This is a genomic window from Mesorhizobium sp. M0062 (assembly GCF_040323125.1).
GTDB lineage: Bacteria > Pseudomonadota > Alphaproteobacteria > Rhizobiales > Rhizobiaceae > Mesorhizobium.
The window spans coordinates 14,343-27,378 of record NZ_JAMYUO010000018.1; the positions used below are offsets into that span (position 1 = coordinate 14,343).

At 64.2% G+C, this 13,036-nt stretch carries 12 protein-coding genes; 6 read left to right on the forward strand and 6 right to left on the reverse strand.

Going from position 1 to position 13,036, the window contains the following annotated elements; translation table 11 throughout:
* Positions 1–2: 2 nt before the first annotated feature.
* The 4 genes from glcF to NKJ64_RS20475 form a co-directional block, all read right to left on the reverse strand.
* The gene (gene glcF, locus NKJ64_RS20460) at positions 3–1,328 is read right to left on the reverse strand and encodes a glycolate oxidase subunit GlcF (RefSeq protein ID WP_023681832.1); all 1,326 of its coding nucleotides are present in this window, start codon (positions 1,326–1,328) and stop codon (positions 3–5) included.
* A gap of 4 nt (positions 1,329–1,332) precedes the next feature.
* Positions 1,333–2,544, reverse strand: a complete 1,212-nt coding sequence (locus tag NKJ64_RS20465; RefSeq protein WP_023681833.1) for an FAD-binding protein — start codon at positions 2,542–2,544, stop codon at positions 1,333–1,335.
* 217 nt (positions 2,545–2,761) lie between these two features.
* A complete protein-coding gene (locus tag NKJ64_RS20470) occupies positions 2,762–4,258 on the reverse strand; it encodes an FAD-linked oxidase C-terminal domain-containing protein (protein WP_352463233.1) in 1,497 nt (498 codons plus the stop codon).
* 259 nt (positions 4,259–4,517) lie between these two features.
* Positions 4,518–5,840 (reverse strand): DUF3422 family protein, encoded by a 1,323-nt coding sequence (locus NKJ64_RS20475; protein ID WP_023686827.1) that lies wholly within the window; start codon positions 5,838–5,840, stop codon positions 4,518–4,520.
* 204 nt (positions 5,841–6,044) lie between these two features.
* Here NKJ64_RS20475 and NKJ64_RS20480 point away from each other — a divergent pair, with 204 nt between their 5' ends.
* From NKJ64_RS20480 to NKJ64_RS20490, 3 genes are read left to right on the forward strand one after another with little or no spacing between them, the layout of a single operon-like run.
* Positions 6,045–6,842: an FCD domain-containing protein gene (locus NKJ64_RS20480; RefSeq protein WP_023692349.1), complete on the forward strand. Its 798-nt coding sequence runs from the start codon at positions 6,045–6,047 to the stop codon at positions 6,840–6,842.
* A gap of 12 nt (positions 6,843–6,854) precedes the next feature.
* The gene (locus tag NKJ64_RS20485; RefSeq protein ID WP_352463234.1) at positions 6,855–7,991 is read left to right on the forward strand and encodes an alpha-hydroxy acid oxidase; all 1,137 of its coding nucleotides are present in this window, start codon (positions 6,855–6,857) and stop codon (positions 7,989–7,991) included.
* A gap of 55 nt (positions 7,992–8,046) precedes the next feature.
* A complete protein-coding gene (locus NKJ64_RS20490; protein WP_023681837.1) occupies positions 8,047–8,814 on the forward strand; it encodes a metallophosphoesterase family protein in 768 nt (255 codons plus the stop codon).
* On the opposite strand, the gene NKJ64_RS20495 is transcribed toward NKJ64_RS20490, so the two are convergent.
* Entirely contained in the window at positions 8,811–8,951 is a 141-nt protein-coding gene (locus tag NKJ64_RS20495) for a hypothetical protein (RefSeq protein WP_006206855.1), read from the reverse strand. The genes NKJ64_RS20490 and NKJ64_RS20495 overlap by 4 nt on opposite strands.
* 371 nt (positions 8,952–9,322) lie before the next feature.
* The gene (locus NKJ64_RS20500) at positions 9,323–10,021 is read right to left on the reverse strand and encodes a type 1 glutamine amidotransferase (RefSeq protein WP_023681838.1); all 699 of its coding nucleotides are present in this window, start codon (positions 10,019–10,021) and stop codon (positions 9,323–9,325) included.
* Between the two features lie 86 nt (positions 10,022–10,107).
* Between NKJ64_RS20500 and NKJ64_RS20505 the strand changes: the two genes are divergently transcribed.
* From NKJ64_RS20505 to NKJ64_RS20515, 3 genes are all read left to right on the forward strand, one after another.
* A complete protein-coding gene (locus tag NKJ64_RS20505) occupies positions 10,108–10,755 on the forward strand; it encodes a hypothetical protein (protein WP_023692351.1) in 648 nt (215 codons plus the stop codon).
* 31 nt (positions 10,756–10,786) lie between these two features.
* Positions 10,787–11,521 (forward strand): 16S rRNA (uracil(1498)-N(3))-methyltransferase, encoded by a 735-nt coding sequence (locus tag NKJ64_RS20510; RefSeq protein WP_023692352.1) that lies wholly within the window; start codon positions 10,787–10,789, stop codon positions 11,519–11,521.
* A 114-nt stretch (positions 11,522–11,635) separates the two neighbouring features.
* Positions 11,636–13,009, forward strand: coding sequence for a glutamate--cysteine ligase (locus NKJ64_RS20515; RefSeq protein WP_023729092.1), 1,374 nt, complete (start codon positions 11,636–11,638; stop codon positions 13,007–13,009).
* Positions 13,010–13,036: the final 27 nt, after the last annotated feature.

Sequence of the window (13,036 nt, forward strand, 5' to 3'; positions counted from 1 at the left end):
GCTTACTCGGCGGCGACCAGGTTTCCTTCGGAGACGCCCTCCGGCTTCGGACCACCATAGGCCCAGTCGAGCAGCTTGATCGTGTGCACCACCGGCAGCTTCGCGGCGGAAGCGATCTGGGTGATGCAGCCGATGTTGCCGGTGGCGACGATTTCGGCGTCGGTCGCCTCGATGTTCTTCACCTTGCGGTCACGCAACCTTGCGGAAATCTCCGGCTGCAGGATGTTGTAGGTGCCGGCGGAGCCGCAGCACAGATGCCCCTCGCGCGGTTCGCGCACGACGAAGCCCGCCTTGGACAGCAATTCCTTCGGCTGGCGGATGATCTTCTGACCGTGCTGCATCGAGCAGGCGGAGTGATAGGCGACGACGGTGCCGGGTTTGCGCACCGGCTCGGGCAGGTCGAGGCTTGCGAGATATTCGGTAATGTCCCTGGCCAGCGCCGAGACCCGCGCGGCCTTGTCGGCATAGGCCGGATCGAGGCGCAGCATGAAGCCGTAGTCCTTGATCGTTGTGCCGCAGCCGGACGCGGTGATGACGATGGCATCGAGCCCGCCCTGGTCGATGGCACGCGTCCACGCATCGACATTCTGCCGGGCCGAGGCAAGGGCTGCTGCCTCGCGGCCCATATGATGGACAACCGCGCCACAGCAGGCTTCGCCCTGCGGCACCACGACCTCGACGCCAAGCCTGGTCAGCAATGCAATCGTCGTCTCGTTGATGGCGGGGTCGAGTACCGATTGGGCGCAGCCGGTGAGGATGGCGACGCGGCCTCTCTTCGTCCCCTGCCCGGCATGAATGCCGGAAGAGGCCATTGGCGAGACCGTCGGGATCGAGGCCGGTGCCAGCTTCAGCATCGCGCTGAGCGGCTTCAGGGCCGACACCTTTTCGAACAGACGAATGAATGGCTTGCCGAGTCTCGCCAATTTCAGCGCGGCGCGAAAGCGCGCGGGATAGGGCAGCACGAAGGCCAGCATGGCGCGGGTGAGCCGGTCGAGCAGCGGCCGCTTGTAAGTTTCCTCGATATGGGCGCGGGCATGGTCGACCAAGTGCATGTAATTGACGCCCGACGGGCAGGTCGTCATGCAGGCGAGGCAGGACAGGCAGCGGTCGATATGGGTGACGATCTCCTTGTCGGCCGGGCGGCCGTTCTCCAGCATGTCCTTGATGAGATAGATCCGCCCGCGTGGCGAATCCAGCTCGTTGCCCAATGTCACATAGGTCGGGCAAGTGGCGGTGCAGAAGCCGCAATGCACGCATTTGCGCAGGATCTTCTCCGATTCCGCGACATGCGGATCAGCAAGCTGGGCAAGGGAGAAGTTGGTTTGCATTATCTTAGCCTTGGGCCATGCGGCCGGGATTGAGGATGGACTTGGGATCGAACTCGGCCTTGAGCCGCGCCGACAGTGCGGCCAGATGCGGCGCCTGCGGCTCGAACACCGGAACGGCGGCGCGATACGAAGGGGTGGCGCGCACCAGCGTCGCGTGGCCGCCGCGATGCTTTCTGATCAGCCCGCGCAGCAGGGCGGCCTCGGGATCGCCCTCCTCCATGCGCAGCCAGACCAGCCCGCCCTGCCAGTCGTAGAAGGCGCTGACACCGATCTGCATGCGCAGCGTCAGCACCATCTGATGGGCCTGAGACGGCGCCATGGAGACGCGCCAGACCGGCTTTTCGCTACGGTCGGCGAATGGCGTGCAGTCCCTTATGTCACGCCAGAGGGTATGCGATGTCTCACCTGCGATCTCCTGCAGCGGGCCGGCATTTTTCAGCAGGGTCTTCAGCGCCTCAATGCGATAGGCGACCGATGGGCCAAACCCTTCGACGCGCAGCAGCGTTGCAGCGTCAGTGCCTAGACTGCCCCCGGCAATGCGCGCGGCGATGCGTTCGGGCAGATGGGCCGCGCTCGACACTTCGGCGCTGGAGCCGAGCGCCAGCGCCATGGCGGCAGAGGCGGCATCGTCGAGTAGGCCGCGCATGGCAAGCGTCACCTCGGTCTCGGCCGCCGGCAGCACCTTGAAGGTGACATCGGTGAACACGGCCAGCGTGCCCCAGCTGTTGGCCATCAGCTTCGACAGATCGTAGCCGGTGACATTCTTGACGACGCGGCCGCCGGACTTGAAGGCCTCGCCGCGTCCGGCAACCGCATTGATTCCCAGAATATGGTCTCGTGCAGCCCCCGCCTTCAGCCGGCGCGGGCCGGACAGGTTCGCGGCGAGCACGCTGCCGATCGTGCCCTTGCCGGGCTCGCCGCCGAGTAAAGGACCGTAATCCATCGGTTCGAAGGCGAGTTGCTGGCCGCTTTCGGCGAGCAGGTTTTCGATCTCGGAAAGCGGCGTGCCGGCCTTGGCCGACAGTACCAACTCGGCCGGCTCGTAGAGGGTGACGCCGGTGAGCTTCGAAAGATCGAGCGTGTGTTCGCTCTGCTGTGGCCGGCCGATGCCGCGCTTGGAGCCGTGGCCGATGATTTCCAAAGGTGACTCTTCCGCCGCCGCCCATTGGACGGTGGAGAGGATCTCGGCCGATGTGGTGGGGGTGAAGGTCGTCATGGCGAAGATGGGTCGAGTTCCTTCGCGCCCCCCTCTGTCCTGCCGGACATCTCCCCCACTTGGGGGGAGATTAGCAGCTTTGGCGACCGCGCCTCTCTAGCAACGTCGAAGGTTGGCGAAGGCAGAGATGACTGGTGATCTCCCCCCTTGTGGGTGAGATGTCCGGCAGGACAGAGGGGGGCGCGAAGGATCGCCGACGTGAGACATTCCGCCCCCATCAAAACCTCGGAATATCCGGAAATGCCAGCTGCCCCCGATGCACGTGCATGCGCCCAAGCTCCGCACAGCGGCGCAGTTGTGGAAACACTTTTCCCGGGTTAAGCAGATGGTTGGGATCGAAGGCGCATTTGACGCGCATTTGTTGGTCGAGGTCGATCTGGTTGAACATCTCCGGCATCAAATCGCGCTTCTCGACGCCGACGCCGTGCTCGCCGGTCAAGACGCCGCCGACCTTGACGCAGAGCCGCAAGATGTCGGCGCCAAAACTTTCCGCCTTGTCGAGTTCGCCCGGCACGTTGGCGTCGTAGAGGATCAGCGGATGCAGATTGCCGTCGCCGGCGTGGAAGACGTTGGCGACGCCGAGGCCGTATTTCTCCGACAGTTCGCGCATGCCGGCGAGCACACCCGGCAATTCCTTGCGCGGGATGGTGCCATCCATGCAGTAATAGTCGGGCGAGATGCGGCCGACCGCCGGGAAGGCCGCCTTGCGGCCAGCCCAGAAACTCAGCCGCTCCTGTTCGGATTGCGAGATGCGACAGGTGGTGGAGCTGTTCCTATAGGCGATCGCTTCGACGAGACCGATCAGGTGATCGACCTCGACGCCCGGCCCGTCGAGTTCGACGATCAGCAGCGCCTCGACATCAAGGGGGTAGCCAGCATTAACGAAATCCTCCGCGGCATGGATTGCCGGCCGGTCCATCATCTCCATGCCGCCGGGGATAATGCCGGCGCCGATGATGTCGGCGACGCACTGGCCGCCCTGCTCGCTGGTCGGAAAGCCGATCAGCAGAGCGCGGGCCGTCTCCGGCTTTTTCAGGATGCGCACGGTGACCTCGGTGACGACGCCGAGCAGGCCTTCGGACCCCGTCATGACGCCGAGGAGATCATAGCCTTCCGAGTCCAGATGATTGCCGCCAAGCCGCACCACCTCGCCGTTCATCAGCACCATCTCGATGCCGAGCACATTGTTGGCGGTCAGGCCGTATTTCAGGCAGTGCACGCCGCCGGAATTTTCCGCGACATTGCCGCCGATCGAGCAGGCGATCTGCGAGGATGGATCGGGCGCATAGTAGAAGCCCTCCTGCTCGACGGCGGTGGTGATGCCGAGATTGGTGACGCCGGGCTGAGCGACGACGACGCGATCGGGATAGTCGATGGCAAGGATGCGGTTGAAGCGGCTCATGACCAGCAGCACGGCATCCTCGAGCGGCAACGCGCCGCCCGACAATGAGGTTCCGGAGCCGCGCGGCACGACACGGATGTTGCGGTCGTTGCAGTATTTCAGCACCCGCGACACCTGCGCCACCGTTTCCGGCAGCACCACGACCAGCGGCAATTGCCGGTAGGCGGTGAGGCCGTCGCTTTCGAAGGCGCGCATCTCATTGGTGGCGTCGACGACGCCCTCGCCCGGCACGATGATGCGGATGTCGGCGACGATCTCCGCCCGCCTTCGCATAGTGGCGTCGTCTGGCTTGGGCATGACAAGGCCGGACATCGGCGGCGTTCTCCGCTTGGCTGGTAAAAATCTTTTACCAATTACATTCGGATGTTGCAAACACCGCGTCGGGCAAAGAGCGTACTGCCCGCCTTCCGCAGCGGCAATCTGCCGCTATTCACCCTCCCCCTTGTGGGGAGGGTCGCGAACGCAGTGAGCGGGGTGGGGGTCCGCGCGACGAAAGCTCTTTACGAGCACCCCCACCCCGATCCGCTATGCGGATCGACCCTCCCCACAAGGGGGAGGGTAAAGTGCGCTCCTACTCCCCCGGATGTTTCGCCGGCTCGGAGTGCATCCGCCTCACTCGCCGCACCCCCCACCAGACCAGCACGATGGCGACCGGCACCGAGGCGGCGGTGACGACTTCGGGCGCAATGGCATGGCCGAAGATCGAGGCGCCCTTGGCAAGGTAGGAGATCAGACCGACGACATAGTAGGACACTGCTGCCACCGACAGGCCCTCGACCGTCTGCTGCAACCGCAGTTGCAGCCGGGCGCGGTTGTTCATCGACGCCAGCAGATCGCGGTTCTGCTTCTCGACCTCGACATCAACCCACGTGCGCAGCAGCGTCGTGGCGCGGGTTAGTTTGCGCGACAGGTTGGCCTGGCGCTCCTCGACCGAACGGCAGGTGCGCATGGCAGGCGCCACCCGCCGCTGCAGGAAGCCGCCCCAAGTGTCGTAGCCGGGCACGGCTTCTTCGTCCAGCGCCTCCAGCCGCTCGACAACGATGCCGTCATAGGCGCGGCTGGCGCCGAAGCGATAGAGGCTGGAGGCGGCATCGGCTTCCAGCTCGGCGGCAAGCTCGGTCAGGTCGGCGAGCAGCGTCTGGCTGTCGCGGGTTTCAGTGACCTTCATTTCCAGCGTGGTCTGCGCCAACCGGTCTTCGATGCGGCGGGCGCGGCTCGACAGGGTCAGCGCCAGCGGCAGGCCGAGCATGGCAAGGGTGCGGTAGGTCTCGACGTCGATCAGCCGCTGCGACAGCGCCCCGGTCCGCGCCGGCGTCAGGCCGCGATCAAGCACCAGGATGCGGGTCAGGCCGTCGCCGTCCTGGCGGAAATCGGTGACGATGGCCGCATTGCCGCGCTCGACCAGCGAATAGCAGAGGCTCGTCGGGTCGAAGGCCGCAATCAGCTTCTCGCTTGCCGGCGTCCATTTGCGGATCTCCAGCCTTATGCCTGAGATCACCGTTCCCGGCGGCGAGAACCCGTTGCCGAAAGGAGAATCCTCCTGCGCCCTGCCGCTTTCGGCAAGCGGCCCTTCCCAAAGATAGGTCGAGAATTCCGTATGCCGCTCCCAGCGCAGCGTGCCCTTGCCCCACTTCATGGCGTGGTGGCGGGCATGACGGTCGGGCGCCGCGATGCCGAGGCGCCGCGACAGTTCGGAGAGCACGGCCATGTCGACGCCGGAGCCGCCCTCGGTCATGAAGGCGAGTTGCACAAGCACGCGCGGCTTCTCGATCAGCGGATGCGGCCGGGCATGGACCTCGCCGATCGCGCCGGGCCGTCCCTCATGCGCGGGAAAGCCCATCACGCTGCCCTGGGCGCGCGGCTGGAATTCGAGGTTGGACGTCTCGTCCGACACGGTGGTCCCCCTGTTCTCGACCCTTCGTGTGATGGCGTCCTCTAAAGGCAATCCATGAGGCGCGTAAACACCAAAGTCTAGCATCGTAGGTCCTGCCGGCGCGACGCGCAGACCGACCCGATTGGGCAAATTGGATAAATATTTGACCAGTTGGCGACGCTGGCTTTATCTTGCGCGACGCCGGTTCAATTTCCCAGGCCCCCGTTGAGCGATATTTTCTCCAGGATCGAGCATTCGCGCACCGCCGACGAGGTGGTGCAGCAGATCGAAAGCCTGATCCTTGAAGGCGTGCTGCGCACCGGCGACCGGCTGCCGGGCGAGCGCGAGCTGGCGCGCCAGTTCGACGTGTCGCGGCCGATCCTGCGCGATGCGCTGAAGGCGCTGGAAGGGCGCGGGCTGCTGATCACCAAGGCCGGCGGCGGCACCCATGTCGCCGACGTCATCGGCCAGTTGTTCACCAAGCCGGTGACCGACCTCATCTCGATGCACCGCAAGGCGGTGACCGACTATCTGGAATACCGCCGCGAGATCGAAGGTGTTGCGGCCGAATATGCGGCGCGGCGCGCGACAGCGGACGACATTGCGCTGCTCGACCGCATCGTGGCGCGCATGGACGAGGCGCACCGCACCGGCGATTTCGACGACGAGGCGGAAATCGACGTCGAGTTCCACCATGCTGTGTGCGAATGCGCGCACAACATCATCCTCTTGCACACGCTGCGCTCCTGCTACCGGCTGCTGTCTGAAGGCGTGTTCCAGAACCGGCTTCTGGTGTTCAGCGTGCCCGGAGCGCGCGAGGCGCTGCTGGCCCAGCACGGCGCGATCTACAAAGCCGTGAAGGCCGGCGATCCCTCAGCTGCCCGCCAAGCGGCGATGGACCATATCTCCTATGTCGAGCGCTCGATGCTCGAGGCCGAACGCAGCGGCGACTGGCAGCGCGTGTCGCGGCTCAGGCTTAAGCAGCGCTCCGACGCCGACGACGGCTTCAAGACGACTGGCTAACGAGGAACCACCATGAGCGACATCCTCACCATTGCCGATCTCAAGGACCTGGCGCGCCGGCGGGTGCCGAAGATGTTCTTCGACTATGCCGATTCCGGCGCCTGGACCGAAAGCACCTACCGCGCCAACGAAGAGGACTTCCAGAAGATAAAATTCCGTCAGCGCGTACTGGTCGACATGAGCAACCGCTCGCTGGAATCGACCATGATCGGCGAGAAAGTGGCGATGCCGGTGGCGCTTGCCCCAACTGGAATGACCGGCATGCAGCATGCCGATGGCGAGATGCTGGCCGCGCAGGCGGCAGAGGAATTCGGCGTGCCGTTCACGCTGTCGACGATGAGCATCTGCTCGATCGAGGATGTCGCGTCGGTGACCAAGAAGCCGTTCTGGTTCCAGCTCTACGTGCTTCGCGACAAGGATTTCGTGCTCGACCTGATCGACAGGGCGAAGGCTGCAAAATGCTCGGCGCTGGTGTTGACGCTCGACCTGCAGATCTTGGGGCAGCGCCACAAGGATGTCCGCAACGGGCTGTCGGCGCCGCCCAAGATGACGCTGGCCAACATTGCCAACATCGCCATGCGGCCACGCTGGCTGATGGGCATTGCCGGCACCAAGCGCCGCACCTTCCGCAACATTGTCGGCCATGCCAAGGGCGTCGGCGACGTCGCTTCGCTGGCATCGTGGACGACGGAGCAGTTCGACCCGCATCTGTCGTGGAAGGATGTCGCCTGGATCAAGGAACGTTGGGGCGGCAAGCTGATCCTGAAAGGCATTCTCGACAAGGAGGACGCGCTGATGGCGGTCGAGACCGGCGCCGACGCCATCATCGTTTCCAACCATGGCGGGCGCCAGCTCGACGGCGCATCGTCGTCAATCATGGCGCTGGAAGAGATCGCCGATGCCGTCGGCGACAGGATCGAGGTGCATATGGACGGCGGCATCCGCTCGGGCCAGGACGTGCTGAAGGCGCTTTGCCTCGGCGCCAAGGGCACCTATATCGGCCGCCCGTTCCTGTACGGATTGGGCGCCATGGGCAACCAAGGCGTGACCCTGGCGCTGGACATCATCCGCAAGGAGATGGACATCACGCTGGCACTGTGCGGCAAGCGGCTGGTGACCGACATGGGCAAGGACCAGTTGCGGCGCTAGGGTCTTGTTCACCGATTAGACCCTAGCCTCGCTGGATCACGGAGACGAAGCCGCCTTGACCGAGACCGGCATCCACTACCTCGACGCGCGCGCACCCGATGGCATGCGCCTCTATGCGATCGGCGACGTGCATGGCCGGCTCGATCTGCTCGCCGCCATGCATCGCCGCATCGAGAGCGAACTCGAATACAAGCCGACCAGCGATTGGCGCGTCATCCACCTCGGCGACTATGTCGACCGCGGACCAGAGTCCAAGGGCGTCATAGACTTCCTGATCGAGGCACAGAAACGCGATCCGCGGCATCTGATGCTCGCCGGCAACCACGATATCGGCTTCCTCGACTTTCTCGACGAGCCTGACCCGGAAGGGCTGTTCATCCGTTATGGCGGCGTGCAGACGGCACAATCCTATGGTGTCGACTTAGCGGGACACGCAAGCTGGTTCGGCAAGGCCGAGGCGTTACGGCGGGGACACCAGGCACTGGTCAATGCTGTACCGCAAGCCCATGTCGACTTCCTGCGGTCGCTGCAATTGTCACTGATATCAGGTGATTTCTTCTTATGCCATGCCGGCGTCAGGCCTGACGTGCCGCTGGCGAGCCAGAGCCCGCAGGATCTGGTCTGGATCCGCGACGTCTTCCACAACCATCCAGGGCTTTACCCGAAGGTGATCGTGCACGGCCACACACCGGTGCCGCAGGCGGAGGTGATGCCGAACCGCGTCAATGTCGACACACTCGCCTGGCAGTCAGGCATGCTCAGCGCGCTCGCCGTGGACGGCGCGGACAAGCGTATCCTGACTGTGCAGGGAAAAGCGTTTTAGCGAAGCGCGGCGGTGACGCCGTAGCCGTCGACGGCCTGATGGTTGTTGGCTGCATCGGCGGAATAAATGCCGAGACCGCACAAAACGATGGCAGACAGCATGACAAAGGACAGAAGCGCTGCTTTCACGGACGTCATCTCTAGTTGAGCTTCCTGCATCTGGGCACGAGGCGGTTACCAATGGGTTGAAACCGAGAATTCGTCTCAAAGTTTCGACGATTTCGCGTTTGTAGGTCGATTCTGTATCGGCGGTGTGTCGCGCGGATCACACAGAAGGTTCATCGCGGTTGCATTGCCGTTGCATAGCGCGCGCCTTGTAGGATAGCGTTCGGCCACAAACCAAGGACGAAAGAAGTTGTCCCCGGCAGATTCCCCGCCGCGTGCCAATTATGCAACGGATAGAGCGGTTCGCCGCTACGGCGAACCGCTCTATCTTTTTATCTGACGCAATTCCGGACGGAAAACCGCTTCACACTTTTCCTGGAATTGCTGACTGCGCGCGGCCAGTCTCAGATCGTCGCCACCCAGGCGCGGGCAATGGCCAAGCCCGCGGCGTCGGCCTCGGGGCCGTTGCGTGCCATTTCGCTGTCGAGGCGATCCTGCCAGTCGGGATGGCGATCGGCAATCAGCGGCGCGAAGGATGTGCTCCAGTCCCTCACCATCGGCTGGTCGGCCTCGAAATGGAACTGGAAGCCGTAGACGGCGCGGCCGATACGGAACGCCTGGTTCTCGGCAATTTCGCTGCCGGCAAGCCGCACCGCATTTGACGGCAGCGCGAAAGTGTCGTCGTGCCATTCGAAGATGGGGAAATCCTGGGGAAGTGCGCCAAGCACCGGATCGGTTCTGGCGTCCGGCGTCAGCGATACCTTGTGCCAGCCGAATTCCGAGGCGCCGCCGATCTGGTTCTCACCGCCGAAAGAGCGGGCAACCAACTGGCTGCCCAGGCAGATACCGAGAACCGAGCGATCCTTGGCGGCGAAATCGCGGGTCAGTTCGAGCAGCACCGGGAAATACGGGTAGTCATCGTCGGCCAGCGCATTCTGGCCGCCGCCCAGCATCACCATGGCATCGTGTCCGGTCGCGTCGTCCGGCAGCGCATCGCCCTTGTAGGGCCGGCGCAGGTCGAGATCGGCGCCGGCTTCGGCGAGCGCGGCACCAACCTGGCCAAGGCCGGTGTTGTCGTAGTTCTGGACCACCAGCACCCGCATCGCAAAACCCTGCTGACATGAAATGACGCGACGAGCGATATCATGTCGCCAGCATTGCAGCCAAGATGCGTATTCGGGAGAGAGCTATGCCACTGCAGAACCGGGTCGATCCGTTCGGCGCCATCCATGCCATATCCGAGCGCGGCCTGTTCACCGGCAATCGCGGCATCATCCACGATCCTGAGACCAAGACGCTGCTGAAAAAGCGTTGGGCCTTGCCGGCCTGGATCATCTGCGTCTGCCAATTCCGCAATGTGCGGCGCGAGCCGATGGGCAGGAATCGGCCGGGCGGCAGGGCCGGCTGGACCGAGTTGTTCTTCCTCGACGAGGTGACGGCGCTGGCCGCCGGGCACCGTCCCTGTTTCTATTGCCGGCGTGAGCGAGCCACGGATTTTGTCGGGCGTTTCGGCAAAGTCTTCGGTGTAAACGAACCGCGCGCGCCAATGGTGGACAAGCGGCTGCACAAGGAGCGGCTGGCTTCCGGCGGCAAGCCACCTGATGTCACCATGGGAGAGCTTGCCGAATTGCCGGACGGAGCGATGATCGCGGATGGCGGCTCGGCCTATGCGCTGCGCGGCGGCAACGCGCTGCCCTGGTCGTTCGCAGGCTATGGCGATGCGGCGGCCTTCGACAGCCTTGCCGGCCGGTCGCTGCGCCTGCTCACACCGGCCACGACCGTTTCGGTGCTGCGGCACGGTTTTGAACCGGTGTGGCATCGTTCCGCCGAGACTTGACGCCAGGCACCGCCTCGCCCATTCCTCGGCGATGCGCGCCAATTACAAGATGCAGCGGCTGTTCGTGCCGGACGACCTCGCGGCAGGCATCGAATTCGATGCCGGCCAGCAGCAGAGCCATTATCTCATGCATGTGCTGCGGCTCGGCGAAGGCGCCGAGATCCTGGTCTTCAACGGCCGCGACGGCGAGTGGTCGGCGGCGATTGCCACCAGGTCGAAAAGGGCGGTGCGGCTGAAGGTGCTGGCCTCGCAGAGACCGCAACCGCCCCTGCCTGACCTGATCTATTGCTTCGCGCCGCTAAAACAGGGCCGGCTCGACTATCTCGTGCAGAAGGCGGTCGAGATGGGCGCCGGCATCCTGCAGCCGGTGATCACCCAGCACACGCAAGTGGCAAAACCCTCCATCGACCGGCTGCGCGCCAATGTCGTCGAGGCGGCCGAGCAATGCGGCATACTGGCGGTGCCGGAAGTGCGCGAGGCCGAGAAATTCGAGCGCCTGCTCTCCGGCTGGGACAAGGAACGCCGGCTTATCTTCTGCGACGAGGATGCCTCGACCAACAATCCACTGCCAGCGCTGCAGGGGTTGAGGGAAAAGAAACTGGCGCTGATGGTCGGACCGGAAGGCGGCTTTTCCGACGAGGAACGCAAGATGCTGCGGGCGCTCCCCTTCGTCACCGCCATCCCGCTCGGACCGCGCATCCTGCGCGCCGATACGGCAGCGGTGGCGGCGCTTGCGGTGATGCAGGCGACGGTCGGAGACTGGTAAGAGGCGTAAAGATCAATTCCTGTTGACCTGTGGCTCAGGATTTTTCGCTTGATCGGCTGCTGACATTTCGTCCATTTAGCGCCGGCGGGCTCCGAGAGCCGCAGAGGGGGCCCCATGGCGCGCGACACAACCGATTTCCGGCCAATCGAAGGCATCGACGAACTGGTCGAGCATCTGGCCGAAGGCAACAAGCCGCGCGACAAGTGGCGCATCGGGACCGAGCACGAGAAGTTCCCCTTCTATGTCGACGGGAACGCGCCGGTGCCCTATGGCGGCGAGCGCGGCATCCGCGCCATCCTCGAAGGCATGCAGCAAAAGCTCGGCTGGGACCCGATCATCGATGACGGCCGCATCATCGGCCTGGTCGAGCCGACCGGACAGGGCGCGATCTCGCTGGAGCCTGGTGGCCAGTTCGAGCTGTCGGGCGCGCCGCTGGAAACGATCCACCAGACCTGCCGCGAGGGCAATGCGCATCTGGCGCAGGTACGCGAGATCGCCGAGCCGATGGGCATCCGCTTTCTCGGCCTCGGCGGCAGTCCGAAATGGTCGCTCGCCGAGACGCCGAAAATGCCGAAATCGCGCTACGAAATCATGACCCGCTACATGCCGAAGGTCGGCACCAAGGGTCTCGACATGATGTATCGCACCTGCACCATCCAGGTGAACCTCGACTTCGAAAGCGAAGCCGACATGCGCCGCAAGATGCAGGTGTCGCTGAAGCTGCAGCCACTGTCGACGGCGCTGTTTGCCAACTCGCCCTTCACCGACAGCCGGCCGAACGGGCTGCAGAGCTGGCGCGGCGACATCTGGCGCGACACCGACAACCAACGCTCGGGCCTGCTCGAATTCTGCTTCTCGCCCGAGTTCGGCTTTGCCGACTATGTCGAATGGGCGCTCGACGTGCCGATGTATTTCGTCATCCGCGACGGCCACTATCACGACATGACGCACATCACCTTCCGCCAGTTCATGGCCGGCGCTGCCCGCAATGAAGTACCGGACGGACTGCCGACCATGGGCGACTGGGCGAACCATCTGTCGACCCTGTTCCCTGACGTCAGGCTGAAGCGCTTCCTCGAAATGCGCGGCGCCGATGGCGGGCCGTGGCGCCGCATCTGCGCGCTGCCGGCCTTCTGGGTCGGGCTGCTTTATGACGAGGCCGCGCTCGACGCCGCCGAGGCGCTGACTTCGAGCTGGACCTATGAAGAAACGCTGGCGATGCGCAATGCGGTGCCGGAACAAGGCATTTCCGCGCCGTTCCGCAACACGACGCTGCGTGAGATCGGCCGCGATGTAATGACCATTTCGCGCCTTGGGCTGAAAAATCGCGGCAGGAAGAACCGCGACGGCTATGACGAGACCTCGTTCCTCAACACGCTGGACGAAGTCGTGGCGCGCGGTACCACCAGTGCCGAGGAAATGCTGTCGGCCTACCACACGCGCTGGGGCGGCTCGATCGAGCCGGTGTTCATGGAATATGCGTATTAGCGTCGCGCCTTGAGCAGCGGCAAAAGC